Origin of the sequence: Massilia brevitalea (genome assembly GCF_030711405.1) — a bacterium.
Classification (GTDB): Bacteria; Pseudomonadota; Gammaproteobacteria; order Burkholderiales; family Burkholderiaceae_D; genus Telluria; species Telluria brevitalea.
In genome coordinates, this window is the sequence record NZ_JAULSI010000038.1 from 30,104 (window position 1) to 56,329 (window position 26,226).

Annotated in this window: 17 protein-coding genes and 1 pseudogene; 10 read left to right on the forward strand and 8 right to left on the reverse strand. The window is 66.9% G+C overall.

The genetic code is table 11. The features are described 5' to 3' along the window. Window positions 1-24: 24 nt before the first annotated feature. Window positions 25-615 (forward strand): isochorismatase family protein, encoded by a 591-nt coding sequence (locus tag QWL29_RS20810; RefSeq protein WP_305824789.1) that lies wholly within the window; start codon window positions 25-27, stop codon window positions 613-615. Window positions 616-667: 52 nt separating this feature from the next. Here the strand turns inward: QWL29_RS20810 and QWL29_RS20815 are convergent, their stop codons facing one another. Then, complete coding sequence (locus tag QWL29_RS20815) at window positions 668-1,654, reverse strand: LLM class flavin-dependent oxidoreductase (RefSeq protein WP_305824807.1); 987 nt, start codon at window positions 1,652-1,654, stop codon at window positions 668-670. A 199-nt stretch (window positions 1,655-1,853) separates the two neighbouring features. Between QWL29_RS20815 and QWL29_RS20820 the strand changes: the two genes are divergently transcribed. Beyond that, complete coding sequence (locus QWL29_RS20820) at window positions 1,854-3,155, forward strand: serine hydrolase domain-containing protein (RefSeq protein ID WP_305824790.1); 1,302 nt, start codon at window positions 1,854-1,856, stop codon at window positions 3,153-3,155. 211 nt (window positions 3,156-3,366) lie between these two features. Here the strand turns inward: QWL29_RS20820 and QWL29_RS20825 are convergent, their stop codons facing one another. Then, window positions 3,367-3,903: a hypothetical protein gene (locus QWL29_RS20825; RefSeq protein WP_305824791.1), complete on the reverse strand. Its 537-nt coding sequence runs from the start codon at window positions 3,901-3,903 to the stop codon at window positions 3,367-3,369. Between the two features lie 378 nt (window positions 3,904-4,281). Between QWL29_RS20825 and QWL29_RS20830 the strand changes: the two genes are divergently transcribed. From QWL29_RS20830 to QWL29_RS20855, 6 genes are all read left to right on the forward strand, one after another. Next, window positions 4,282-4,641: a hypothetical protein gene (locus QWL29_RS20830; protein WP_305824792.1), complete on the forward strand. Its 360-nt coding sequence runs from the start codon at window positions 4,282-4,284 to the stop codon at window positions 4,639-4,641. Between the two features lie 104 nt (window positions 4,642-4,745). Continuing rightward, entirely contained in the window at window positions 4,746-5,855 is a 1,110-nt protein-coding gene (locus tag QWL29_RS20835; RefSeq protein ID WP_305824793.1) for a TolC family protein, read from the forward strand. 13 nt (window positions 5,856-5,868) lie between these two features. Beyond that, window positions 5,869-6,651: an efflux RND transporter periplasmic adaptor subunit gene (locus tag QWL29_RS20840; protein WP_305824794.1), complete on the forward strand. Its 783-nt coding sequence runs from the start codon at window positions 5,869-5,871 to the stop codon at window positions 6,649-6,651. A 44-nt stretch (window positions 6,652-6,695) separates the two neighbouring features. After that, window positions 6,696-12,716, forward strand: coding sequence for a tandem-95 repeat protein (locus tag QWL29_RS20845; protein WP_305824795.1), 6,021 nt, complete (start codon window positions 6,696-6,698; stop codon window positions 12,714-12,716). 41 nt (window positions 12,717-12,757) lie between these two features. Beyond that, window positions 12,758-14,128 carry an efflux RND transporter periplasmic adaptor subunit gene (locus QWL29_RS20850; protein ID WP_305824796.1) on the forward strand — a complete coding sequence of 457 codons (1,371 nt, stop codon included), beginning with the start codon at window positions 12,758-12,760 and terminating at the stop codon, window positions 14,126-14,128. A 3-nt stretch (window positions 14,129-14,131) separates the two neighbouring features. Then, a complete protein-coding gene (locus QWL29_RS20855) occupies window positions 14,132-16,297 on the forward strand; it encodes a site-2 protease family protein (protein ID WP_305824797.1) in 2,166 nt (721 codons plus the stop codon). An 84-nt stretch (window positions 16,298-16,381) separates the two neighbouring features. Here the strand turns inward: QWL29_RS20855 and QWL29_RS20860 are convergent, their stop codons facing one another. The 6 genes and pseudogenes from QWL29_RS20860 to QWL29_RS20890 form a co-directional block, all read right to left on the reverse strand. Further along, window positions 16,382-16,720 carry a zinc ribbon domain-containing protein YjdM gene (locus QWL29_RS20860; protein WP_305824798.1) on the reverse strand — a complete coding sequence of 113 codons (339 nt, stop codon included), beginning with the start codon at window positions 16,718-16,720 and terminating at the stop codon, window positions 16,382-16,384. A 308-nt stretch (window positions 16,721-17,028) separates the two neighbouring features. Next, a pseudogene (locus QWL29_RS20870) lies at window positions 17,029-18,758 on the reverse strand (methyl-accepting chemotaxis protein); the annotation flags it as partial. Between the two features lie 193 nt (window positions 18,759-18,951). Then, on the reverse strand, window positions 18,952-20,457 hold the full coding sequence (gene scpC / locus QWL29_RS20875; RefSeq protein ID WP_305824800.1) for a succinyl-CoA:acetate CoA-transferase ScpC: 1,506 nt from the start codon (window positions 20,455-20,457) through the stop codon (window positions 18,952-18,954). Between the two features lie 44 nt (window positions 20,458-20,501). Further along, complete coding sequence (locus tag QWL29_RS20880; RefSeq protein WP_305824801.1) at window positions 20,502-21,425, reverse strand: bestrophin family protein; 924 nt, start codon at window positions 21,423-21,425, stop codon at window positions 20,502-20,504. Window positions 21,426-21,645: 220 nt separating this feature from the next. Then, on the reverse strand, window positions 21,646-22,221 hold the full coding sequence (locus QWL29_RS20885; protein ID WP_305824802.1) for a lipocalin family protein: 576 nt from the start codon (window positions 22,219-22,221) through the stop codon (window positions 21,646-21,648). 202 nt (window positions 22,222-22,423) lie between these two features. Beyond that, window positions 22,424-22,891, reverse strand: coding sequence for a host attachment protein (locus QWL29_RS20890; RefSeq protein ID WP_305824803.1), 468 nt, complete (start codon window positions 22,889-22,891; stop codon window positions 22,424-22,426). 133 nt (window positions 22,892-23,024) lie between these two features. Here QWL29_RS20890 and QWL29_RS20895 point away from each other — a divergent pair, with 133 nt between their 5' ends. After that, window positions 23,025-23,225 carry a DUF2905 domain-containing protein gene (locus QWL29_RS20895; protein WP_305824804.1) on the forward strand — a complete coding sequence of 67 codons (201 nt, stop codon included), beginning with the start codon at window positions 23,025-23,027 and terminating at the stop codon, window positions 23,223-23,225. A gap of 181 nt (window positions 23,226-23,406) precedes the next feature. Further along, the gene (locus QWL29_RS20900) at window positions 23,407-26,082 is read left to right on the forward strand and encodes a TonB-dependent receptor (RefSeq protein WP_305824805.1); all 2,676 of its coding nucleotides are present in this window, start codon (window positions 23,407-23,409) and stop codon (window positions 26,080-26,082) included. The last annotated feature ends 144 nt before the right edge of the window (window positions 26,083-26,226 follow it).

Sequence of the window (26,226 nt, forward strand, 5' to 3'; positions counted from 1 at the left end):
CATGTAAAGGAAGGAAGCGTAGCGATGGACGATTTTTCGATAAACCCGGCCAGCACCGCGCTGGTCCTGATTGACCTACAAAACGGCAACATGGCGCGCGAGCTGGCGCCGTATTCGAGCCAGCAGGTGCTGGGCAGCTGTGTCTCGCTGGCCCAGGAAATGCGTGGCCGCGGCGGCATGGTGGTGTTCGTGCGCGTGTTGCTGAACGAATTGCAGATGCCGCCGTCGGATGCGCCGCTGCATGCGCCCGGCGCGCCGCCGCCACCGCCGGATGCCTCGCAATTCGCACCCGAGGCTGGCGTCGAGGCCACCGATGTGGTCATCGTCAAGCGCCAGTGGGGTGCCTTCCATGCCACCGAACTCGACCAGTTGCTGCGGCGGCGCGGTATCCAGACCATCGTGCTGGGCGGGATCGTTACGAACATCGGCGTCGAGTCGACCGCGCGCGCGGCGCACGACCTGGGCTACAGCCTGGTGTTCGTGGAAGATGCGATGAGCGGCATCACGGCCGAGGCGCACGATTTCGCCTGCAAGAACACCTTCCGCATCATGGGCAAGGTGCGCAGCACGGCCCATGTGATCGACGCCTTGCAGGCGGGCACCGGCGACGCCTGATAGAGAAGTAACAGCGCCGCCGGAACGGGTGTCCGGCGGCGGCAGGGCCGCGTCAGTTTGCCGCGTGAATCGCCGCCGTGATCTCGTACGAGCGCAGGCGCGCCGCGTGGTCGAAGATCTGCGAGGTGATCATCAGCTCGTCCGGACGGGTGTGCGCGATAAAGGCCTTCAGCTGGGACGCCACCGTTTCCGGCGAACCGATGGCCGAGCACGACAGCACGCTGTCGAGCATGGCGCGTTCGGCCTGGCCCAGCGCTTCCAGGTAGCCCTTCACCGGCGGCTGCAAACGTGACGGACGGCCGGTGCGCAGGTTGACGAACGCCTGCTGCATCGAGGTCGCCTGGAACTGCGCTTCCTCGTCGCTGTCGGCGGCAAACACGTTAAAGCCGAGCATCACGTAAGGTTTGTCGCGCTGCGCGGACGGACGGAAGTTGGCGCGGTACAGTTCGATCGCCTGCATCATCATCTGCGGCGCGAAGTGCGAGGCGAATGCATAGGGCAAACCGAGGGCGGCGGCCAGTTGCGCGCCGAACAGGCTGGAGCCGAGGATCCACAACGGCACGTCCAGGCCGGCGCCCGGCACCGCTTTGACCTGGCGGCGCGGCGAGTCGGCAAAATAATCCATCAGTTCGACAACGTCCTGCGGGAACGCGTCGGCATCCGAGCTCAGGTTGCGGCGCAGGGCGCGCGCGGTCACGTGGTCCGAACCCGGCGCGCGGCCCAGGCCGAGGTCGATGCGGCCCGGGAACAGCGACTCGAGCGTGCCGAACTGTTCCGCGATCACCAGCGGCGAGTGGTTCGGCAGCATGATGCCGCCGGCGCCGACGCGAATCGTCGAGGTGCCGGCCGCGACATAGCCCATCAGCACCGAGGTGGCGGCGCTGGCGATGCCCGGCATGCCATGGTGCTCCGCCAGCCAGAAGCGGTTGAAACCCCAGCGTTCGCCATGCTGGGCGAGATCGAGGGAGTTGTTGAAAGAAGCGCGCGCATCGCTGCCTTCGGCGATGGGCGAGAGGTCGAGTATGGAAAAGGGAATCATGAGCTGCATGATACGCCGACGAATTTTTTCTCGCTGTCCGGGTCGCAAAAACGGCCGCCGCCCCAGGGAGCGGCAGCTGCCGGCACGCCGCGTCAATATTGACCGAGAGCTTGATCCACGGATAATGCTTGCCTGTTATTCAAGGCTTTTGCGACCCCGTCCGCCGGGCTGGCGCGCGCTGCCGCCAACCAGGATTCCGATGCGTCTTTATTCCACGAATATCTTGCTCCGGCGCCAGGCCGCGCTCGCCGGCGCCTGCCTGGTGCTGCTGGCTGGCTGCGCCGGCCTGCCCGTCAATGTTCCGCCCCCATCCGCTCCCGCGCAGGCGCGGACGGGGCTCGACAGTGCACGCTTCGGCCAGATCGACAGCGCCATCACCGAGGCGATCGGCGAACGCCGCCTGCCGGGCGCCGTTTTCCACCTTGAGCGCGACGGCGCCGTGTACGAGCAGGCCTATGGCCGCTTCCACTACGAGTCCGATGCCGCCACGGTCACGCCCGACACCGTGTTCGACGCCGCTTCGCTGAGCAAGGTGCTGTCCACCGCACCCTCGGTGTTGCTGCTGGCTGAGGAGGGCAGGCTCGATCTCGAAGCGAAGCTCATCGATTACTTTCCCGAATGCGAAGGAGGCGGCAAGGAAGCGATCACTATCCGCCACCTGCTGACCCATACCTCGGGGCTGGCGGCAGGCCTGCCCGCCAGGCCGGCCTGGAGCGGCGACGATGCCGCGCACGCGCTGGCCTGCGCGCAGGCGGTCACGCATGCGCCAGGCAGCTTCTTCCGCTATTCGGACATCAACTACATCCTGCTCGGCCAGCTGGTGCGCAAGGTGTCGGGCATGCCGCTCGACGTGTTCGCGCAGGAACGCATCTTCGGGCCGTTGGGCATGCGCGACACCGGCTACCTGCCGCTGCGCCGGATTCCCGCCGCCGCCATCGCGCCGACGCAGCGCATCGCGGCGGAGGCGGGCGGCTTCCTGCATGGCGACTTGGCCAGCAACTCGGCCAGCAACCCGGCCGGCGGCCTGCTGCAGGGCGTGGTACACGATCCGACGGTGCGCCGCATCGGCGGCGTGGCCGGTTCGGCCGGCGTGTTCACGACCGCGCGCGACGTCGTCCGCTACGCGCGCATGCTGCTGGGCGGCGGCGCCCTGGACGGAGTGCGCATCCTGGGGCCGGACAGCGTGCGCCTCCTGAGCACGGTGCAAAGCCCGCCGGGCATCGCCGCGCTGCGCGGGATGGGCATGGACATCGACTCGCCGTATGCCCTGCGTCCGCGCGGCACGCTGTATCCGGTAGGCAGCTTCGGCCATACGGGCTTTACCGGCTGCATCCTGTGGATCGACCCAGGTTCGCGCAGTTTTTATGTGCTGCTGTCGAACCGCGTCTATCCCGACGACAAGGCGAATGTGCTGCCACTGTATACCCGGCTCGGGACCCTGGCGGCGCAGGCCTCCGGCGTCAGCGCGCAAGGGGCGAAAACGGGCCCGGCGTCACCCTGAAGCACAGCCCGTTTAACTTTCCGGACGGCTACCGCGCGCCCCTCCCTTGTCGACCTCTCTAGACTCGGCCTCCTCAATTATGTCATTGATATTGTTGAGGAATTAAGCCCCCAATACATTAGGAGATTGACATGAAAATGCATAAACTTTTGAAAGGCCTGCTTGGTGCGTCCGTTGCTGCGGCAATGGCGACCTCGTTCAGCGCGCACGCTCAATCGAGCAGCACCGCCGGCAGCAGCGCCGACCAGACCACCTCGCAATCGCGCGGTTCCTCCGCAACGGACGACCAGCGTTCGGGTTCGGACAGCACCAAGCATTCCGGCAAGAAGCAGAAGAAACAAAGCAGCTCCAGCAGCGGCACCAGCGGCAGTGCCGGTTCCTCGTCGGGTTCGTCGGGCAGCAGCACCGGCGGCGCTTCGAGCGGCGGCACCGGCACCTCGGGCAGCGGCTCGATGGGCACCAGCGGCAGCAGCAACTCCAGCGGCAGCGGCTCCTCGGGCACCGGCACCACCGGCACCACCGGTTCCTCGGGCAGCAGTGGCTCGATGGGCACCAGCAGCGGCAGCAGCGGCACCCTGGACAATTCGATGGGCACCAGCGGCACCAGCGGCGCCAGCGGCGCCAGCGGTTCGATGGGCACCAGCGGCACCTCGGGTACGACCGGCACGAGCGGCACCTCAGGTACGACGGGCACCAGCGGCACCTCGGGCACGACCGGCACAACCGGTACTTCGGGCACGACCGGCACGACCGGCACCTCGGGCACCAGCGGCCGCGGTTACTGACCGGCCTCGTCCAAGCCCGACAGGGCTGCCCCCGGTGGGCAGCGCATCCATACGACACCAGCCCGCGGGCTGGTGTTTTTTTGTCATTTATCAAGACAGTTGTTAATTTTTCAAGCGCAAATTTGGCGGAGTCGTGCTTTTTTGATAGCTTCTGCCGGCGTATTGACGCGCTCCAAAACTGTCGCGCCTTTTCCACAATACTCGATTGTTACCGTAAGGTATCACCTGCTGGTCACAAGTTTCCCTTAAAACTGCTATCTGTCATTCTTTTTTCCCATCCCGCAAATCATGTCCAGGCCGCATCGTGCGGCTTGATGCACTGTTGCTTTTTCTATCACAACATGTCCAGCCTCCCACGTATTCCGTTCGCCACGCCCCGCAAACTGACCACCCTGAGCGCAATTGCCGCCGCGGCCATGCTGCTCAGCGCCTGCGGCACCGTCCAGGTGCAGCCGCTCACCGATACCGACGTGCGCCAGCAGGCTGCCGCCGACCGCCAGGCCGCCTTTGCCGATGTGCCGCCGCTGGCCGGCAAACTGTCGATGGATGAAGCCGTCGCGCGCGCCCTCAAATACAACCTGGACCGCCGCACCCGCCTGATGGAAGAAGCGCTGGCCATGAACCAGCTCGATACCGCGAATCTCGACATGCTGCCGCGCGTGATGGCGAATGCCGGCTACACCTGCGCGACGAAGACCTGATCACGCGCAGCGTCGATTCGGTCACCGGCCTGCCGTCGCTGGCCAATCCCTACATCTCGTCCGAGCGCAGCCGTCCTGCCTACAGCCTGGGCACGACCTGGAACATGCTCGACTTCGGCCTGTCCTACTATGGCGCCAAGCAGGCGGCCAGCCGCGTCGGCATCGCCGGCGAGCGCCGCCGCAAGGCCATGCACGTGCTGGTGCAGGACGTGCGTTCCGCCTTCTGGCGCACCGTCAGCGCACAGAAGCTGCGCGACGAAGTGCGCGGCACCATCGACCTGGCCGAAGGCGCGCTGAAGGATGCGCGCAAGGTCGAGGCCGAGCGCCTGCGCTCGCCGGTCGACACCCTGCGCTACCAGCGCCAGTTGCTGGAAAACCTGCGCCTGCTGGAAAGCATCGAGCAGGAACTGGCCAGCGGCCGCATCGAACTGGCAGCCCTGATCAACGTGCCGCAAGACACCGCGTTCGAGGTGGTGGAGCCGGCCGATAGCGCCGACCCGACCATGCTCGAAGTGCCGGCCAGCCAGATGGAAGAACTGGCGGTGACCCAGAACGCCGACCTGCGCGAGCACTTCTACAACACCCGCATCGCGCTCGACGAAACGCGCCGCACCATGGTGCGCATGTTCCCGAACCTGTCGTTCAACTACGACCTGCGCTACGACTCGGACAAGTACCTGATCAACAACCGCTGGAACGAAGCCGGCGTGCACCTGTCGTACAACCTGATGAACCTGTTCACCGGCCCGGCCCAGAAGCGCCTGGCCGAAGCCGGCGTCAAGCTGGCCGACCAGCGCCGCGTCGCATCGCAGATGACGGTCATCACCCAGGTCCACCTGGCGCGCCTGCAATACCAGATCGCCTACCGCCAGTACCTGCGCGCCGACCAGATCTGGCAGGCCGACGCCAAGATTTCCGAGCACGTCAAGAACCGCGAGGCGGCCGAGGCGCAAAGCAAGCTGGAGCAGGTTGCCAACGGCACCACCGCCATCCTGTCGCTGCTGCGCCGCTACCAGTCGCTGGCCCAGCTGCAAAGCGCAGGCAGCCGCCTGCAGGCCACCGTCGGCCTCGAGCCGGTGCTTGGCAGCGTCAGCGAACTGTCGCTCGAGCAGCTGACCGGCGAAGTCGGCAATTCGATGCGCAACTGGAGCAAGGCATTGACCAAGCCGGTCGCCGCCCCGGCCGATGCTCCTGCCGCCGCCCCTGCTAAATAAACCCGGAGAAGTCATGCACACCACTGCCCGCGTGCTGGCGCGAGCGGCCCTTGCGCTGCTCGCCAGCATCAACCTGGCCGCCGTGGCCGCGCCCGCATCTGCACCCGCACCGGCGCGCGCTGCGCTGGAAAAACAGGATATCCGCGCCCAGCTGTCGCCGCGCCGGTACACCACCGTCGCCGCCGAGATCGGCGCCAAGGTCAGCCGCATCGCGGTGGCCGAGGGCGCCGGCTTCCGCGCCGGCCAGACCCTGGTCGCCTTCGATTGCTCGCTGCAGCAGGCGCAGCTGCAAAAGGCGAAAGCGGTGCTGGCCGGGGCCGAGCGCACCTTCAGCGCCAACCAGCGCCTGGAAGAGCTGCGTTCGGTCGGCAAGGTGGAACTCGAAGTCTCGGAAGCCGAGGTCGGCAAGGCCAAGGCCGACGTCGCCGCCAACAACGTGCTGCTGTCGAAGTGCACGATCGCCGCGCCGTTCGCCGGCCGCGTGGCCGAGCAGAAGGTGCGCGAGCAGCAGTACGCGCAGCCCGGCCAGCCGCTGCTGGAAATCCTCGACGATTCCGTCCTCGAACTCGAATTCATCGTGCCGTCGCGCTGGCTGGCCTGGCTGAAGCCCGGCCATGCCTTCCAGGTCCAGATCGACGAAACCGGCAAGAGCTACCCGGCCAAGGTGCAGCGCATCGGCGCGCGCGTCGACCCGGTCAGCCAGTCGGTCAAGCTGTCGGCTGCGATTGCCGGCAAGTTCCCGGAGCTGATCGCCGGGATGAGCGGGCGCGTCGCCATCGCGCCTGCCGGCCAATAAACAAAAAGATAAAGCACTAGTCCAGAATCCACACACGTCCTGCCATGAACAATCTTCGTCCGCTTCCCTTCGCCCTCGACCCGAATCCGCAGGAAACCGCCCGTCCGGCGCGCCGTCCGCTGCAGCGCCGCGCCCCGGCGCCGCTGGCGCTCGAGCAGCGCGTGATGTTCGACGGCGCCGCCGTGGATGCGGTGGTGCGCGCCGCCGCCGATGCCGCGCCCGCAGCCGCCGACGCCGCGCGCGACCACGCGAGCGAAGGCGAGCGTACGCTGGCGCCGGCGGCGCTGGCCGCCCCGTCCGCACGCAGCGTGCAGGCGGAAGCGAAGCGCGAAGTGGTCTTCATCGAGGACAACCTGCCCGACTACCTGAAGCTGGCCGAGAGCGCGCGCCAGGGCGCCGAAGTGGTGGTGCTGGACCACACCCAGGATGGCCTGCAGCAGATGATCGCCGCCCTGCAGGGGCGCCAGGTCGACGCCATCCACCTGGTGACCCACGGCGCCAACGGCCAGGTCGACCTGGGCAGCACCCGCCTGTCGGCCGACAACGTCGACGCCAGGGCGGCCCAGCTGGGCCAGTCGCTGTCGGCCGATGGCGATTTGCTGCTGTACGGCTGCAACGTGGCGGACGGCGGCAGCGGTTTCCTGGACAGCCTTGCCCGCCACATGGGAGCCGACGTTGCTGCCTCGCTTGACACCACCGGTTCGGCCGGCTTCGGCAACTGGACCCTGGAAGCGCACAGCGGCAGCATCGAAACCGCCGAACGCGCCTTCGACAGCGCCGGCTGGCAGGGCGAGTTGCAGACGACCGTGTTCGATGCGGAGCGCCGCGGACTGAACTTCAGCGGCGCGGTCAAGGAAGATCCGCTTTCGAGCGCTACCGGTCGCAATAACGGTGACGTGATGCGCTTCAGTAACGTGATCAGTTTCAACAATGGCGCCGTGGTGATCGACGCCATCGTCACCACGACCCTTAACAGCAACGACATCACCGTCAGCACCTACGACTCGCAGGGTACGCCGGTCCCCGATGCCGACGGTTATTTCCAGCCGCTGACCAGCGTGAAAACCGCCGGCGGCAGCGTCAGCTTCAAGTTCGACTTCGTCCTGCACGGCACCACGACCGCCGTCACGCTGCAGAATTTCGTCGTCAATTCCTACGACATCGACAGCTCGGGCGACAACAAGGTCGACCGCCAGTTCCAGGAATTCAAGGGCTTTTCGCGCTACGAACTGGCGAAGAGCACCCAGCTGAGGGCGGTTCCGCAGGCCGACGGCTCGGTACGCTTCGAATACAACGCGGCCACCTCGCACAACAACGAAACCGATTTCTATGCCGGCGCCTACAGGGTACAGGTGTACTACGATTCGGCCAGTTCGATGACGATCCGCAGCGGCGCCACCGGCTACCAGGGCGCCAGCTTCAGCAGCGCCGCGACTGCCTATTTTTCGCTCGAATTCAAGATACGTAGCTGGGGCGCCGATCAGACCGACATCGTCGGCACCCCGGCGGCCAACCTGGTCTACAGCAACACCACCTTCACCGAGTCGGCCGACGACGACGGCAGCATCACCTCGACCGCGCTGATCACGCTGAACCACGGCACCTTCGCCGGCACCGACGGCCAGACGCTGCTGGGCGTGGACTACGCCAACCTGCCGGCCGGCCTGTCCGCCAGCGTCGTGCGCCAGAGCGACAACACGGCGCTGCTGAGCTTTACCGGGAGTGCCGCCGCCCACGCGAACGCCAACGACGTCAACAACTTCGGCGTCATCTTCGGCAACGCGGCCTTTGCCAGCGGCAACGCCGGCGCCGTCACCGGCGCCACCCGCAACGACCTGGTCATCAACTTCGAAGACGACACCATCGTGCCGGTCATGATCAAGGGCCAGAGCTTCGACTACGCCGAGAACCGCAGCACGAATGCCATCATCGGCAAGGTGGTGGCCACCGACAACGTCGGCGTCACCGGTTTCCGCTTCGCCAACAGCGGCAACAGCCCCGACCTCAGCGCCGACAACCGCTTCCGCATCGAAGCGGACGGCACGATCCGCATGACCGCGATCGGCGCGGCCAGCGCCAGCAACGACTTCGAGGCCGCACCAGACGGCACCTACAGCATCCAGGCACGCGACCGCGCCGGCAACTGGTCGATCGCCCGCGATGTCGTCCTGAACATCACCAACCTCGACGACGGGACCCCGTTGTTCAGCTCGGGCGCGGTCGCGAGCGCGCCGGAAAACCAGAACCTGCTGTACACCGTCCAGGCACGCGACAGCATCGAGGCGACGAATGGCGTCGTGACCTATGCGCTGGCAGGCGGCCCGGATGCCTCTCTCCTGCGCATCGACAGCAGCACCGGCGCCGTGACCCTGATCAGCGGCAACCTTGACTACGAAACCAAGTCCTCCTATTCGTTCCAGGTACAGGCTAGCGACGAGAGCAACAACACGAGCTCGCGCGCCGTCCTCGTCAACGTCAGCAACGTCGACGAAGTCGGCCCGGCCTTTACCTCGCCGGCCAGCGTTGGCGCCAACGAGAACCAGAACCTGCTGTACACGGCCCAGGCCACGGACAGCGTCGACTACACGAACGGCGTGGTCAGCTACACGCTCGACGCCGGCGGCGACGCGGCCCTGCTGCAGATCGACAGCGCCAGCGGCGCCGTGACCCTGAAGGGCGGCAACCTCGACTTCGGCGGCAAGACCGGGTACAGCTTCACCGTGCGCGCCGTCGATGCCAGCGGCAACGCCACCCTGCAGGCGGTCACGGTCAACGTCACCGACCTCGACGACGTGGCGCCGGTGTTCGCTTCCGCCACGAACGTGACCGCGATCGAGAACCAGAACCTGCTGTACACCGCGCAGGCACTGGACAGCATCGAGTCGACCGACGGTGTCGTGCGTTATGCGCTGCGCCCGGGCCTCGATGCCGGCCTGCTGGACATCGACAGCGCCAGCGGCGCCGTGACACTCAAGGACGGCAACCTCGATTACGAAGGCCAGCGCGAATACCGCTTCACCGTCGTTGCCCTCGACGCCAGCGGCAACGCGCGCGAGCAGCAGGTGACCGTCGCCGTCGCCAACGTCGACGAAGTGGCCCCGGCCTTCTTGGACACGAGGACCAGCGCGGACGAAAACCAGAACCTGCTGTACACCGCCCAGGCCACCGACGACGTCGACTACACGAACCGCGTGGTCAGCTACGCGCTGCAGGAAAGCGGCGACGCGGCCCTGCTGCGCATCGACAGCGCCAGCGGCGCCGTGACCCTGGCCGAGGGCAACCTCGACTTCGAAAGCAAGCCGGAGTACACCTTCACCGTCGTCGCACGCGACGAAACGGGCAACGCCAGCACCCGCACCGTGACCGTCCTGGTCGCCGACCTGAACGAGTCGCCGGTTGCCGCCAACGCCAGTGCCACGACCGCGGAAGACACGGTCCTGCGCGGCCAGTTGCCCGGCTATACCGACCCGGAAGGCGACCGCGCCGAATACTTCCATGTCGCGCCGCCGCAGCACGGCAGCGTGGAGATCGCCGCCAACGGCAGCTACGTCTACACCCCGGCGCGCGACTACTTCGGCGCCGACAGCTTCGCCTACAAGATCGACGATGGCCGCGGCGGCTCCAACACCTACCGCGTCGACATCACGGTCACGCCGGTGAACGACGCGCCGGTGGCTGGCCCCGCCACCATCCGCACCCCGGAAGACACGCCCGCCAGCGGCAATCTGCCGCGCGCCGTGGACGCCGAAAACGACCCGGTCAGCTACTCGGTGGCCACCGGCCCGGCCAAGGGCGAACTGGTGCTGGGCAGCGACGGCAGCTACACCTACACCCCGCACGCGAATGCGAACGGCAGCGACAGCTTCGTCTACCGCGTCAGCGACGGCGCCGACAGTACCCTGCACACGGTCACCATCGTCATCGACCCGGTGAACGACGCCCCGGTGGCGCGCGATACCGCCGTCACGACGCAGGAAGACACGCCTTACCGCGGCCAGCTGCCAGCTGCGACCGATGCCGACAACGACCCGGTCAGCTACGCGCTGGCGCGCGGGCCGGCGCACGGCCAGGTCACGGTGGAACGCGACGGCCGCTACGTCTACACCCCGGCGCTCGACTTCAACGGCAGCGACAGCTTTACCTACCGCGTCAGCGACGGCCAGGGCGGCAACAACGTGTACACGGTGGCCATCACGGTGAACCCGGTCAACGATGCGCCGCTCGCCGCCAACGACGCCTTTGTTACCGCCGAAGACCAGGCGCACAGCGGCAACCTGCCGGTGGCGACCGACTTCGACCGCGACCCGGTGGGCTACGCGGTGGCCCAGGGGCCGCAGCACGGCAGCGTGAGCATTGCGCCTGACGGCCGCTACACCTATACCCCGGCCGCCAACTACAACGGCGCCGACCGCTTCACCTATACCGTCAGCGACGGCCAGGGCGGCAGCAATACCTATGCCGTCGAGATCACGGTGACCCCGGTGAACGACGCGCCGGTGGCCGGCCCCGATGTACGCGGCAACGCAACCGTCGGCCTGCCGATGGCGCCGGTGCTTGTGGCGCCGTTCACCGACGTCGACAGCACCGGCATCCGCTACGACGCCAGCCTGCCTGGCGGCGCCGCACTGCCGTCCTGGCTGAGCTTCGACCCGGCCACGCTGACCTTCAGCGGCACGCCGCCGGCTGGCGCGCTCGGCACGGTCGAGGTACTGGTGCGCGGCAGCGACGGCGCGCTGGACGCGACCACCAAGGTGACGATCACGGTCGGCAATCCGGCCGCACCTGGCCAGCACGCCAGCATCGACCTGATGACGCGCGACACCGGCAGCTCGCCGAACGACTTCATCACCGCCGACGGCGGCGCAGGACGCACCGTTACCGGCCGCATCGACGCGCCGCTGGGCAGCAACGAAGTCCTGCAGGTCTCGTTCGACAACGGCGCCAGCTGGACCAGCGCCACCGTCCGCGGCGGCAACTGGACGGCGCAGGACAACGGCGCCCATAACGCCGACTGGACCATCGTCACCCGCGTGACGAATACGGCGGCCGGCCTGTCGGGCCCGGAAACCACGCGCAACGTGACGCTCGACCGCGAAGCGCCAAGCGCGCCGACGGTGGACAGCATCAGCACCAGCAGCACCACGCCGACCCTGACCGGCCAAGCCGCCGTGCGTCCGGGCGAAACCCTGAACGTCAACGTGAACGGCCAGGACTACACCGTGCCTGTGCAGGACGGCCGCTGGAGCCTGGACCTGTCCACGGCCCAGCCGTCGGCGCCGCTGCTGGAAGGCCGCAGCTACGACGTGGTCGCCACCGTGACCGACGCCGCGGGCAACAGCCGCAGCGGCGACACCGCGGGCGTGGTCAGCGTCAGCGCCCCGGTGGTGCCGCAGCTGCCGCCGCCGCAGGTCGTCGTCGCCCCGGTGTTCACGCCGGCAGTGCCGGCGCTGTCCCCGGTATCCGAGCCGGCGCCGCAGATGCTGGTGCGCGAAGCCGTGGCGCCGGGCAGCGTGGTCGGCGGCGATTCGCTGCTGCTGGGCGGCGGCTTCGGCGTGCGCGCCGCGGCGCCGGACTTCGTCGACGCCCTGCGCGGCGCGGCCGAACTGTCGGACGTCTACACCCGTTCGGAAGGCTTCCGTACCGTGGTGGCAAAGGCCGAAGAGCCGGCGCTGGTGCTGTTCCAGGGCGTGCCCGACCAGTTCGTGGACGCCGGCACCAAGCTGTCGATGTCGGTCCCGGCCGATGCCTTTGCCCACACCCAGCCAAAGGCCATCGTGCGCCTGGCCGCGGTGCTGCAGGATGGCCGTCCGCTGCCGACCTGGGTCCAGTTCAATGGCCAGACCGGCCAGTTCACCGGCGAGGTGCCGAAGGGCCTGAACGGCGAACTGAAGATCAAGCTGATCGCACGCGACCTGAACGGCCGCGAAGCGATTGCCCTGTTCCGTATCAACGTGGGCGAAGTGCGCGCGAACGGTGACGCGGCGGCAAGCGGCAAGGCGGGCCTGACGGAACGCCTGAACAAGGCAGGCCAGGGCAAGGCGGCAACGCTGCGCGGCCGGCCATGATGCATAGTTGCAGTAAGCCGGAGTAGATCGGAGTAATTCGGATGGACAGGATGGACAAGGCCCACGATCCGCTGGCGGCGCTGGTCGACCTGGCGCACCGTGCGCGCCACGTGGGAGAAGCGGTCGAACTCGACTTCCTGGCGGTGAACGGCAGCCACGCGCTGGCGCCTTATCGCCAGGCGGCGCTGTGGTTCGCCGACCGTGGGGTCTGCGCTTTATCGGGCGTGGTCCAGATCGAAGCGAATGCGCCTTATGTGCAGTGGCTGGAAAAGCTGTGCGGGGCGCTGGGCGAGGCCGGACCGGCCCAGGTGACTGCACTGGATGCGCCAGGCGGGCAGGGCGCCGAGTGGGGCGAATGGCTGCCGGCCTACGCCCTGTGGCTGCCCATGGCGGGCGACGCGGCGCAGCAGATCGCTCCGGGCGGCCTGCTGCTGGCGCGCGAGACGCCCTGGCGCGACGATGAGCAGGCGCTGCTGGCCGAGTGGGCCGACACCCTGCGCCATGCCTGGCGCGCGCGTCCGGCCGCACCGCGCTACACGCCGGGCGCGCTGCTGGCGCGCCTGCGCCTGCGCCGCGAGCACGAGCGCGCAGTACAACTGCCGTGGTGGCGCCGGCGCGCCGTGCAAGCGGGTGTCGCCGCGCTGCTGGTGCTGTGCTGCCCGGTGCGCCTGAGCATCCTGGCGCCGGGCGAACTGGTGCCGGCCAATCCGGCCGCCGTGCGCGCGCCGCTGGAAGGCGTGATCGAAGGCTTCCACGTGAAGCCGAACCAGCCGGTGAAGAAGGGCGACCCGCTGTTCGACTTCGACCAGGCGCAATTGGCGAGCCGCGCCGCCGTGGCCGAGCAGGCCCTGTCCACGGCCGAAGCCGAATACCGCCAAGCCTTGCAGCAGGCCCTGAACGACGGCAAGTCGAAAGGCATGCTGGCGACCCTGCAAGGCAAGATCGAGGAAAGGCGCGCCGAAACCGGCTTCCTGCAAGGGCAGTCGGAGCGCGCCCGCGTGCTGGCGCCGCGCGACGGCATCGCCCTGTTCGACGACCCCAGCGAATGGATCGGCCGTCCGGTTGCCACCGGCGAGCGCGTGATGCGCATCGCCGCGCCGGGCGACGTCGAGGTCGAGGCCTGGCTGCCGCTGGGCGACGCCATTCCGCTGGAGCCGGGCGCCGGCATCACCCTGTACCTGGCCTCGGATCCGCTCGATCCGGTGGCGGCCACGGTGCGCTATGTCGGCTACGAAGCCCAGCCGCGTCCGGACGGCAGCTATGCCTACCGCGTGCGCGCGGAGCTGGCCGGGAAGACGGCGGCGCGCGTCGGCCTGAAGGGCACGGCCAAGCTGTCCGGCGCCTGGGTGCCGATGGCCTACTGGATGCTGCGCCGCCCGCTGGCGACGATCCGCCAGACGCTGGGCTGGTAAATCATGCACGCCGCGGCACCGACTCCTAGCGCGCATCCGGGCAAGCCTGCCGTGTTCAGGCTGCCCGCGCTGCGCGAGGAACTGAACCTGCATCCGGGGCCGGCCCTCGCCAGCGGCGAGCCCAGCTGGACCCTGGAAGACCCGGTGCGCAACGGCTTCTTCCGCATCGACTGGATGACCTTCGAAATCCTGCGCCGCTGGGAGCTCGGCGCGCCGGACGCCATCGCCCGCAGCGTGGACGAGGAAACGGCGCTGAACGCCACCCTCGAGGACGTGGCCGCCGTGCTCGCGTTCCTGCAGGAGAACCAGCTGCTGCGCCCGGACCCGCTGGCCTCCAGCCGCGCGCTGGCCGAGCGCCACAAGGCGGCGGGCGGCACCCTGGCCACGCGCCTGCTGCACGGCTACCTGTTCTTCCGCATCCCATTGGTAAAGCCCGACGCCTGGCTGAACCGCGTCGCGCCTTCTTTCAACTGGCTGTTCTCAAACGGCTTCCTGCGCCTGACGCTGCTGGCGCTGCTGGTCGGCGGCGTGCTGGTCTGGCGCCAGTGGGACGTGTTCCGCAGCACGCTGGCCGATTCGTTTACGCCGAGCGGCATCCTGGCCTATGCGCTGGCGCTTACTTTCGTAAAGTGCGCGCACGAGCTGGGGCATGCCCTGACGGCCAAGCGCCACGGCTGCCACGTGCCGACCATGGGCCTGGCCTTCCTGGTGCTGTGGCCCGTGCCCTACACCGACACCAACGACGTCTGGCGCCTGCCCGAGAAACGCAAGCGCCTGGGCGTGGCCGCCGCCGGCGTGCGCACCGAACTCCTGATCGCGGTCTGGGCCACGCTGGCCTGGACCCTGCTGCCCGATGGCCTGCTGCGCGCGATGGCCTTCCCGCTGGCGACCACCACCTGGATCGCGACGCTGGCGATCAACGCCAGTCCCTTCATGCGCTTCGACGGCTACTTCGTGCTGTCGGACTGGCTCGACATACCGAACCTGCATGCGCGCGCCTTTGCGCTGGCGCGCTGGGACCTGCGCGAGCGTTTGTTCGGGTTGGGCGAGCCGCCGCCCGAGTATTTCCCGCGGCGCCGGCACTGGGGCCTGATCGCGTTTGCCTGGTCGGTCTGGATCTATCGCCTGGTACTCTTCCTCGGCATCGCCGTGCTGGTCTACCACTTCTTCATCAAACTCCTTGGCATCCTGTTGTTCTGTATCGAGATGAGCTGGTTCGTGATTCGCCCCATTGCCAATGAAATCAAGGTCTGGCGCAGCCTGGCCCCGCCCCTGAAGCGAAGCGGCCGCGCGCGCACCAGCTTCATCGTGCTACTGGCGCTGGTGCTGCTGGCCCTGGTGCCCTGGCCGACCCGCGTGCAGTCGGGCGCACTGCTGCGTCCAACCCAGGTGTTCCCGCTGCACGCACCCGAGCATGCCCAGGTAACAAGCCTGCCGTTCCAGGAAGGCGCGCGCGTGGCGCAGGGCCAGCAGTTGATCGGCTTTGCCGCGCCGGAATCGAAGAGCCGGCGCGAAGCGCTGGACGCCCAGGCCGAGCGCCTGCGCTGGCAGATCGGCGCATCAAGCTTCGACGCCGAGCAGCGCGCCGGCAGCGCCGTGCTGCGCGAGCAGCTGGCCACGCTGGAAGCCCAGCTGGCGCTGCTCGGCGAAGAAGAAGCGCGCTACGCGCCGCGAGCACCGTTTGCCGGCGTGCTGCGCGACGTCGAGCCGGAACTGGCGCCCGGCGTCTGGGTCGGCCGCAACGAGCGCGTGGCAGTGCTGGTGGGCGAGGGCGCGCACGAGGCGAGCAGCTACCTCGACGAGGAAACCGTGCGCCGCGTGGCCGTGGGCGACAGCGCGCATTTCTATCCCGAGGGATTGTCGGGACCGGTGCTGAAGGTGAAGGTGGCGAACATCGACCGCGACGCCACCCGCGTGCTGCCGGGCGGGCCATGGGCCGCGCAATGGGCCACGGCGCAGGGCGGCCCGGTGCAGGCGCGCGAACGCAACGGCGCCTGGTATCCGGAGCATGCCGTGTACCGGGTCAGCTTCACGGTGGAGGAGCCGGCCGGCGCGCTGGCGGGACGCGCCTGGCGCGGCAAGGTCGTCATCGACGGAAATTGGGAAGCGCCAGGTGCGCGCTTCGTGCGCTCGCTGGCGGCGCTGCTCAGGCGCGAGGCCGGGTTCTAACCCGGCCGTAGGGTGGGCACTTCGTGCCCACGCGGAACGATGATCATTGTTGACGGTGCAAACAGCGTCTCGCGAACGCTTCGGTTATACCTTGCGCACGAATTCCGTTTTTAGGCTCATCGCCCCAAAACCATCGATCTTGCAATCGATATCGTGGTCGGCGTCGACCAGGCGGATGTTCTTGACCTTGGTGCCCTGCTTGATGACGCCGCCCGAACCTTTCGGTTTCAGGTCCTTGATGACGGTGACGGTGTCGCCGTCTTGCAGCAGGTTGCCGGAAGCATCGCGCCAGACGCGCGCGGTGTCGGCGTTGGCGTCGGCGGCTTGCGCCGGCCACTCATGGCCGCATTCCGGGCAGACGAGGTTGGCGCCGTCTTCGTAGGTGTAGGTGGACTGGCAGGTGGGGCAGGGAGGCAGGGACATAAGAACAGACGAAAAGCAAAGCGGAGAGTATATACCGTAGGGTGGGCACCCCGTGCCCACGCGGAACGGTGAGCATTGTTGGCCGTGCAAACAGCGTCTCGTTGGCGTTTCCATACATGGCGACGTTTCGGAGCGAATCATCGCGGCCGCCGATTAAAGGAGACGCACGTAACCGCGTGGGCACGGAGTGCCCACCGTACGTCGAAGCCAACAACGAACGGTGACGATCCCGGATCATCGCCCAAAAAAAACGCCGGGCATCGCCCGGCGCTGAAGATGGCACCGGCCGCGCCGGTGCTGGCAAATCATCAGGCCTGCAAGGCCAGGCGCGTAGCCGGCGCCGAGGCGCGTAGCGACTGCACCGCCGCCTGCACGGCACGCTCCTCGAAGCGGAAGGTCGACACCAGCGCCGACAGCGCTTGCGCCTGTTCGCGCATTGCATCCGACGCGGCTGCCGCTTCTTCCACCAGGGCTGCGTTCTGCTGGGTCACCTGGTCCATCTGGGCGACGGCCTGGTTCACCTGCTCGATGCCCGAGGACTGCTCGGCGCTGGCCATGGCGATCTGCGACATGATGGCGGTGACGCGGCCGATGCTGTGCACGATTTCCTGCATCGTCGTGCCGGCGTCCGACACCAGGCGGCTGCCTTCCTCGACCTTGTCGACCGAGTTGCCGATCAGTTCCTTGATCTCTTTCGCGGCGCCGGCCGAACGCTGGGCCAGGTTGCGCACTTCCGAGGCCACGACCGCGAAGCCGCGGCCCTGTTCGCCGGCGCGTGCCGCCTCGACGGCTGCGTTCAGCGCCAGGATGTTGGTCTGGAAGGCGATGCCGTCGATGACGCCGATGATGTCGACGATCTTCTTCGACNGCCCTGTTCGCCGGCGCGTGCCGCCTCGACGGCTGCGTTCAGCGCCAGGATGTTGGTCTGGAAGGCGATGCCGTCGATGACGCCGATGATGTCGACGATCTTCTTCGACGATTCGGTGATCGCGTCCATGGTCTGCACCACGCGGCCGACGGTCTCGCCGCCACGGCCGGCCACCTGCGAGGCGGTCTGCGCCAGGGCATTCGCTTCACGGGCGTTGTCGGCATTCTGGCGCACGGTCGAGGTCAGTTCTTCCATCGACGAAGCGGTTTCTTCCAGCGAGCTGGCCTGCTGCTCGGTGCGCGACGACAGTTCCAGGTTGCCGGCCGAGATCTGGTCGGCGGCTTCGGCGATGGTGCCGGTGCCCACGCGCACCTGGCTGACGATGTCGACCAGGTTGGCGTTCATGTCGCGCAGGGCGCCCATCAGCGCACCGGTTTCGTTGCTGCCTTGCGCGACGATGCGGCTGGTGAGGTCGCCGCGGGCCACGGTCTGGGCCACGTTGACGGCTGCGTCCAGTGGAGCCGAGATGCGGCGGCCGATCCACCAGGCGAAGCCGGCGCCAGCCAGCACGGCGGCAATCGCCAGGCCGATCTGCAGGCGCAGGCTGGCCTTGAATTCGGCTTCGATGCTGTTCGAATCGGCTTCGACCGCGTCCTGCTGGTACTTCACCATGGCCGTGAGGCTGGCGCTGTACGACTTCACGCGCGGCACCATCTCGGTGTCGAGGAAGCGGCGCACGCCTTCCAGGTCGCCGGCGGTCTTCTTCTCGAGGGCGGTCTTGCGCGCCACGCGGTAGGCGTCGCGCTCCTTGTCGACGTTGGTGAACAGGGCCATGGCCTGCGGGTCGCCCTCGATGCTTTTCATGATGTCTTCGCGCAGCACGTCCGAGCGCTTCGACGACACGCTGATCGCGTCCAGGAAGAACTTGGCGTCCGCTTCGTCTGCCAGCTTGATCGCGGCCAGGGTGCGTGCGGCGTTGGTGTCGATGATGGCCTGCCATTCCTGCAGCATCGAGGCGCGGTAGAAGCTTTCCTCGGTCAGCTTCTTGGTCAGGGCGTCCGCCTTGTTCATCTGGGCGATGCCGAGGCCGACGAGGATCACCATCACGGCCAGGATCGCGCCGAAACCGGCCATGAGGAGCGTACGTATTCTGAGATTGTCGAGTTTCATGAAGAGTCTTGATCGGAAAAGAAAGAAGTCGCCTCAGCGGTTTGAAAATTGCTGAGTGGAAATGAGCGCATTCTCGCAGGTTTGCCCTCGCAGGCAAGCCAGAATTATTTTTCCTTCAAGCAATCTTTTGGAAACGTGGCGTGATGTCCACGTTTATTTAACAAATAAGCAGCACTTTTGTCTACAAGGAACGTTATGCTTCCGGCAGCATCGAGCCGGTGCGGCGGTAGCGTTCGTGCCAGGCAAAGGCCTGTTCCAGCACGTGCGGGGTCTGGCCGCCGCGCGCCTGCGCTTCGCGCACGTAATCGCGCAGCATGTCCTGGTAGGGCGCCGGCACGCAGTTGGCGATGATGACGGTGGCCCGTTCGCGCGGCGCCAGGCCGCGCAAGTCGGCCAGGCCCTGCTCGGTGACGATGATGTCGACGTCGTGCTCGGTGTGGTCGACGTGCGAGACCATCGGCACGATCGACGACACCTTGCCGCCCTTGGCGACCGACTTGGTGGCGAAGATCGACAGGTAGGCGTTGCGCGCGAAGTCGCCCGAGCCGCCGATGCCGTTCATCATGTGCGTGCCGCCGACGTGGGTCGAGTTCACGTTGCCGTAGATGTCGGCTTCCAGCGCGGTGTTGATGGCGATGATGCCGAGCCTGCGGATGACTTCCGGATGGTTCGACACTTCCTGCGGGCGCAGCACCAGCCGGCTGGCATAGCGTTCCAGTTCGCCGAACACTTGCCGGCTTTTTTCCGGCGACAGGGTGATCGAGGAGCCGGACGCGAACGCCAGCTTGCCGGCGTCGAACAAATCGAAAGTCGAATCCTGCAGCACTTCCGAATACATGGTCAGGTTCTCGAACGGGCTGTCGACAAAACCTGCCATCACGGCATTCGCAATGGTGCCGATGCCGGCCTGCAGCGGCAGCAGGCTGTTGCCCAGGCGGCCGGCGCCGATCTCGCGGCCGAAGAACTCGATCAGGTGGCGCGCGATGGCGGCCGTCTCGGCGTCCGGCGGCAGTACGCTCGAGGTGCTGTCGGGCTGGTTGGTGAGCACGATGGCGGCGATCTTTTCCGGCGGGATGGCGATGGCGGTGCTGCCGATGCGGTCTTCGGCATGCATCAGCGGGATCGGCTCGCGCATCGGGCGCTTCTTCGGAATCCAGATGTCGTGCAGGCCTTCGAGCGCTTGCGGCTGCGCCAGGTTGATCTCGACGATCACCTTCTCGGCCAGGATCGCGAAGCTGGCGCTGTTGCCGACCGACGTCGTGGGCACGATGGCGCCCGAGTCGAGGATGCGCACCGCCTCGATCACGGCCACATCCACCGGCCCCAGGTGGCCGGCGCGCAGCACTTCGACCGTCTCGGACAAATGCTGGTCGATGTACATCACTTCGCCGCGGTTGATCGCCGCGCGCAGCACCGGGTCGACCTGGAAGGGGGCGCGCCGCGCCAATGCATGCGCTTCGGTGAGCAGTTTATCGGTGTCGTTGCCGAGCGAAGCGCCGGTGAGCAGGGTGATGCGCAGCGGCTCGCGCCGCGCACGCTCGGCCAGCGCGGCCGGCACCAGCTTGACGTCGCCGGCGCGCGTGAAGCCGCTCATGCCGACGGTCATGCCGTCGCGGATGTGGGTGGCGGCTTCGGCGGCGGAGACAATACGTTCGCGCAGCAGGGGACAGCCGATTCGGTCCTGGTAGTCGTCGTTCATCGTGGGTCTTCTTGGTAAGGTTGCTTGAAGGGCCGCTTAGGCTCTTAGCGCAGCCAGTTATTGACCGGCAGCAGAGGCGGCGGCAGGTCGGGGTCGCCGAGCGCATCGCGCAGGTCGATTTCGATGGCGCGGCAAATGGCGTCGAGCGGCAGGTCGTTGGGCGACACGCCGAAGGGTTCCTCGATCTCGTCGCCCAGCGCGTCCAGGCCATAGAAGGTATAGGCGACAATCGCCACCACCAGCGGCGTCAGGTAGCCGATCGAATCGACCAGGCCGAAAGGCAGCAGGAAGCAGTACAAATACGCCGTGCGGTGCAGCAGCAGCGTGTAGGAAAACGGCACCGGGGTGTTCTTGATACGCTCGCAGGAAGCGCCGGTGGCGACCATCGCCGACACGGTGGCATCGAGCGTAACGGCGCGTATGCTGTCGAGCATGCCGGCGTGGCGGCAGCGCGCGAGATCCGCGCCCATCTCCAGCATGATGGCGTTGCCGAGGTGCGGGCGCTGGCGCAGCACGGCCCATTCGGCCTCGGTCAGGTGGGCCGCCACGTCTTCGCTCGGGTCGCTGCGGCGCAAATTGTGGCGAAGCGCGTGAGCAAAGGCGATGGCGCGCCGGATCATGCGTTCGCGGATGTGTTCGTGGCCGGGCGCCGTGTCCACCAGGCTCAGGACCTCGCGCGAGAAATTCCGGCTGCGCAGTACCAGTTCGCCCCAGAGCTTGCGGCCTTCCCAGTAACGGTCGTAGGCCGAGTTGTTGCGAAAACCGAGGAAGATCGCCAGCGGCAGGCCCATCAGCGTAAAGGGGATGATGGTGAGGTGGACCTTGTACTGCCACAGCTGGCCGTGGGTCCAGGTGACGATCACCGCCAGCAAGGTGGTGATGAACAGGCTTTTCCAGATGCTCGGCAAAATCGAGCCGCGCATGGTGAGGAAGAGGCGCAGGCCATTCGGGCGGTCGCGGACGATCATGCCGCCCCCGTGGATGTTGGGTGGGACGGAATACTGCTGGAATCGTTCATGCTGGAGACCGCATCGTGAAGCCGGAAAAGCTGAGAGGCCTATTCTGGCCGCTGTGCTGGCAAATTCCTAATTCACATTTCCCATTCCAGATATTGATGTGGTGAATGTTTGTCGTGCAGTCAACACCAAGGGTGATAGTGATGGGCTGGCTGCGCATGGCTGCGGCGCGTCATTCCTGCGGCGTGTAGACCAGCTTGCGCATGTCGAAACCCTGGCCCGACAGGCGCGCCAGCAAGGCGTCGAGCGTGCGCTTTTCCACCTGCGGCGTGCGCGACAGGATCCACAGGTAGTCGCGCCCCGGTTCGCTGACGGCGGCCAGTTCGTAGTTGCGGTCGATGTCGATCACCCAGTAGTCGCCCCACACCGGCGGCAAAAAGGAGAGCAGGGCCGGCGCGAAGCGCACCTTCAGGCGCGGCGAATCGCTCGGACCGCACTGGCGCGCCACGCCGGTGGCGACGTCGGTGCCGCCGTCCGGCGTGCGGCAGCGGTTTTCTACCTTGACCCTGCCGCTCGGCATGGCGGTGTAGGTGGCGGTGGTGAAGCCGGCGCAGTCGCGCTCGAAGCGGTTGGGGTAGCGGGCGATCTCGTACCAGGCGCCCATGTAGCGCGCCAGGTCGAGGCTGCGAACGGGTTCCAGGTCGCTGGCGGCGGCCTTGCCGGCGGCATAGGCTTTCATGCCGACCACGGCGATAAGGGAGGCGAGCACGGTGCCCTTGACCAGGGTAGGGGCGAGACGACGTTTCATGGAGGTCCTCGTTAAATCGGCGACCTCTTCATGGTAGCTCGCGTCGGCGAACCCGGCCGCACGAATAGCATGCAGGCGTAAACTGGTCGATGGATTGCGATAGCGCCCGGCGCGCATGCAGCCGCCGGGACGCGGCGCCTCGGACACGACAGCGTATCCGGACGCAGGCGGGCAAGCCTCAGGTGCTGCCCGCGCAGGAAGGTCAGGCCTTCTGCTGGTGCGCGGCGATTTGTTCGCGCAACTGGTGCGGTGCAACCTGCGTGTAGTCCTTGTCGAGCTCCACGGTGACCAGCTTGCTCACTTGCGGGTCGAGCAATTTACGCAGCAGGCCCAGGAACTGCGGCGCCGCCGCCAGGGTCAAACGGCTGTAGCGGTTTTGCTGGTGCGCCTGCAGCAGGTAGTCGCACAGGCTGCGCGCAAACAGCTCCGACTGGTGCTCGGCCGGCGTCTGGTGCGGCTCGTACTGCTTGTTCGGCGTCGCGCCGCCAGTATTGTGAATGCTCTGCGTGGCCGAGGTCGGCCCCAAACGGTCGGTTTCCGTGTCCTGCGTGCGCAGGCGAGCGGCGTCGTTGACCATGTCGTTGATTTCTTCGAGTTTGTCTGCGCCTTTTGCATCGGCAAAAATACGCGCGCGTCCAGTGTTCGCGGTGACGATCCAAGTTGCTTCCATAACACCTCCATCACTTGTCGATACGGTGAGATAAAGTCTACGCGAAATACCAACACCGGCGCGCGCACACTGTGCGGCGCTCCGGTGTAGCATGCGCGGCATAAACCTGTTACGACCACCGGAAAGCATCGCCATGCAACGTCTGCTCATCCTTATCGGCGCGCTGTTTCTCGCAGCGGGCCTGGCCTGGCCCTGGCTGCGGCGCCTGCCGTTCGGGCGCCTGCCGGGCGACATCCACGTCGTGCGCGAAGGCTTCGGCTTTCACTTTCCGATCGTGACCTGCATCGTCATTTCGCTCGTCGTCACGCTCATCCTCTGGATCTTCCGGCGCTGAAAGCGGGCCTCTGGCACGCCCCATGTCCGGAATGTGACAGCGCCTCACGCTCAGCAAGATTTGACAAACATGGCCCATCGACTCGCGACACAATGCCCTCCATACGCAACACAGAGGCGCTCCAGCGCCCACCGCATTCGAGACCGGGTTGGCTCGAAACCATGATTGTTTTGGAGAGAACATGAACGAGTTGATGGCACGGCATCACACCACGCACACCGCGATCGCGGCCGCAGTCATGATCCTGGCAACGAGCACTGCATTGCAGGCGCATGCCCAGCAGACGCAGCCGGCGCAGCAGGATGCGCAAGGAACGCAGGACCAGGCCATGCAGACGGTGGTCGTCACCGGCGTGCGCGCGGCGCTGGAACAGTCGCTGCGCCAGAAGCGCAACGCCGACTCGGTGGTCGAGGTGGTCACGGCCGAGGACATCGGCAAGATGCCCGACAAGAACGTGGCCGACGCCATCCAGCGCCTGCCCGGCGTGAACACGCAGTCGTCGGCGGGCGGCGAGGGCGGCTTCGGCGAGAACGACCGCGTCAGCCTGCGCGGCACCAGCCCCAGTCTGCAGCAGACCCTGTTCAACGGCCATGCGATCAGCACCGGCGACTGGTTCCTGCTGAACCAGATCGGCGGCAACGTCGGCCGTTCCAGCAGCTTTTCGCTGCTGCCGTCGGAGCTGGTCGGCTCGATCGTGGTGCAGAAGAGCGCCACCGCCGACCTGGTCGAAGGCGGCGTCTCGGGGGCGATCAACGTCATCACGCGCCGGCCGCTCGACTTCCGCCAGCCGCTCACCTTCGAGGCCTCGGCCCAGGCCAACTACAACGATTTGTCGAGCAAGACCAAGCCGCACGTCTCGGCCCTGGTGGCGATGAAGAACGAGGCAGGCACCGCCGGCTTCCTGCTGCAGGGCTTCTCGGAAAAGGCCGCGGTGCGGCGCGACGGCCAGGAGATCCTCGGCTACTCCCCGATCAGCGCCACCAGCGCGGCGGCCGTCGCCAACCCGGCGCTGGCCGGCGTGATGGTGCCGACCTTTATCGGCGCTTCGCTGTTCGAGCAGACCAAGAAGCGCAGCGGCGGCGCCTTCGACGTCGAGCTGCGTCCGGCGCGCGGCGTGTCGCTCGACGTGAACGGTTTTTATTCGGAACTGAAGGCCGACCACCAGAACACCAACTGGCTGGCTGCGCCCGCCAACTCCATCAACAGCGCCAACCAGATTCCGCAGAACCCGGTCGTGCGCAACAACACCCTGGTCGGCGCCGGCTTCGCGGTGAACAACGGCGAAGTGGACAACATCTACCGCCCGGACGCCGGCGGCGAATCCTGGTACCTCGACGTCAACGGCAAGTTCAAGGTCAACGACGACCTGAGCCTGTCCGGCCGGCTCGGCAAGACCCACGGCGTGGGCTACGACCGCAACGACGTCTACTACCAGAACAACGTCGACGGCGGCATGGTGTACGCGCTGAACGGCCTGTCGCCGGCCACCGTGAGCTACCCCGGCGGGAATACCATGGCGCCGGGCTCCACCGCCTGGGCCGGCGGCGGCGAAGCGCAGTCCGTGGACCAGGAAAAGTATGCGCAGGTCGACGGCGAATGGCGCCTGCGCGATGGCCTGTTCAGCGCAGTGCGCTTCGGCGCCCGCGTCACCGACCACGAACGCACTGCCGAGCACCCGCTGGAAACGCGCCCGGGCCCGGTCGGCTTCAGCAATCCCGGCCCGGCCTGGAGCGGCCAGATGTACCCATCCGACTTCGCCAACGACCTGGGTGGCAACCTGTCCTCGAACTATTTTAAATACGACGGCGCGGCCCTCGGCGCCTGGGGCGCGGTGCCGGGCAACCGCCTGCTCGACTACGTCGTGCGCCACAACTGGATGGACGAATTCCAGGTCGGCGAAAAGACCGCCGCGCTGTACGGCATGCTGGAAGCGGGCGGCGATGGCTGGAGCGGCAACATCGGCCTGCGCGCGGTGCAAACGAAGCAGACCACGGTCGTGAACCTGCCGGGCGGCCCGAACCCGGTGACGGGTTCCGCCTTCGGCCCCTACACGCCGACCACCTTCAAGCGCACCTACCGCGACTATTTGCCGAGCGCGAACGTGAAGTTCGACGTGCGCCCTGATCTGGTGGTGCGCGCCGCCGTGGCCAAGACGATGGCGCGGCCGGACTACTCGGCACTGGGCGGCTCGGTCTCGCTGAACGACGACGCCCTGAGCGGCAGCGGCGGCAACGTGAACCTCGACCCGGTGCGCTCGACCAACTTCGACGTCTCGGCCGAATGGTATTACGCGCCAAAGGCGGCGCTGTCGGCCGGTTTGTTCTACATGGACCTGCGCTCGATCGTGGCCCAGGGCACCAGCACCGGCACCTACTACAACAACAAGCGCAGCGCCCCGGCCGAGTACCAGATCACCTCGCCCTTCAACACGAGCGGCAAGAACAAGGGGATCGAGTTGAGCTGGCAGCAGCCGCTCTACGACAACTTCGGCTTCCTGGCCAACTACACCTGGGCCGACGGCGAGCTCGATGACGGCGGCGAGCTGCTGAATTCCTCGAAGCGCACCTACAACCTGACCGGCTACTTCGAGAACGACCGCTTCAGCGCGCGCCTGGCCTACAGCTTCCGCTCGGCCTACAAGGCGGGCGTGGACCGCGGCGCCAGCCAGCACGTGGACGACATGCCCTCGCTGGCGGCCTCGGTGAACGTCAAGCTCACCGAGCAGCTGACGCTGACCTTCGATGCGCTCAATCTCACCAACGAGACCATCAAGATGTATGCCGAGAACAAGGACCGGCCGCGTGCGTTTTATGCGAATGGGCGGACGTTCTTCCTGGGGCTGCGCGGGAAGCTTTGATTGCGGGTCCTGAATCTCCGGGGCGTTTCGGGCAAGGCCGAGGTCTTGCCCTTTTTTCGGCTGCCGAGAGACTGCTGCGCCATTCTTTTGCTTGCAGTGGCGACCGTATCTATGGACTCCACCCGTTTTGCAAGAAGAAGATTG

Bases quoted from the DNA above. Each gene is read 5' to 3' on its own strand.
- QWL29_RS20810 (WP_305824789.1), top strand. From the start codon at position 25: ATGGACGATTTTTCGATAAACCCGGCCAGCACCGCGCTGGTCCTGATT.
- QWL29_RS20815 (WP_305824807.1), bottom strand. From the start codon at position 1,654: ATGATTCCCTTTTCCATACTCGACCTCTCGCCCATCGCCGAAGGCAGC.
- QWL29_RS20820 (WP_305824790.1), top strand. From the start codon at position 1,854: ATGCGTCTTTATTCCACGAATATCTTGCTCCGGCGCCAGGCCGCGCTC.
- QWL29_RS20830 (WP_305824792.1), top strand. From the start codon at position 4,282: ATGTCCAGCCTCCCACGTATTCCGTTCGCCACGCCCCGCAAACTGACC.
- QWL29_RS20835 (WP_305824793.1), top strand. From the start codon at position 4,746: ATGCTCGACTTCGGCCTGTCCTACTATGGCGCCAAGCAGGCGGCCAGC.
- QWL29_RS20840 (WP_305824794.1), top strand. From the start codon at position 5,869: ATGCACACCACTGCCCGCGTGCTGGCGCGAGCGGCCCTTGCGCTGCTC.
- QWL29_RS20845 (WP_305824795.1), top strand. From the start codon at position 6,696: ATGAACAATCTTCGTCCGCTTCCCTTCGCCCTCGACCCGAATCCGCAG.
- QWL29_RS20850 (WP_305824796.1), top strand. From the start codon at position 12,758: ATGGACAGGATGGACAAGGCCCACGATCCGCTGGCGGCGCTGGTCGAC.
- QWL29_RS20855 (WP_305824797.1), top strand. From the start codon at position 14,132: ATGCACGCCGCGGCACCGACTCCTAGCGCGCATCCGGGCAAGCCTGCC.
- QWL29_RS20860 (WP_305824798.1), bottom strand. From the start codon at position 16,720: ATGTCCCTGCCTCCCTGCCCCACCTGCCAGTCCACCTACACCTACGAA.
- scpC (WP_305824800.1), bottom strand. From the start codon at position 20,457: ATGAACGACGACTACCAGGACCGAATCGGCTGTCCCCTGCTGCGCGAA.
- QWL29_RS20880 (WP_305824801.1), bottom strand. From the start codon at position 21,425: ATGATCGTCCGCGACCGCCCGAATGGCCTGCGCCTCTTCCTCACCATG.
- QWL29_RS20885 (WP_305824802.1), bottom strand. From the start codon at position 22,221: ATGAAACGTCGTCTCGCCCCTACCCTGGTCAAGGGCACCGTGCTCGCC.
- QWL29_RS20890 (WP_305824803.1), bottom strand. From the start codon at position 22,891: ATGGAAGCAACTTGGATCGTCACCGCGAACACTGGACGCGCGCGTATT.
- QWL29_RS20895 (WP_305824804.1), top strand. From the start codon at position 23,025: ATGCAACGTCTGCTCATCCTTATCGGCGCGCTGTTTCTCGCAGCGGGC.
- QWL29_RS20900 (WP_305824805.1), top strand. From the start codon at position 23,407: ATGAACGAGTTGATGGCACGGCATCACACCACGCACACCGCGATCGCG.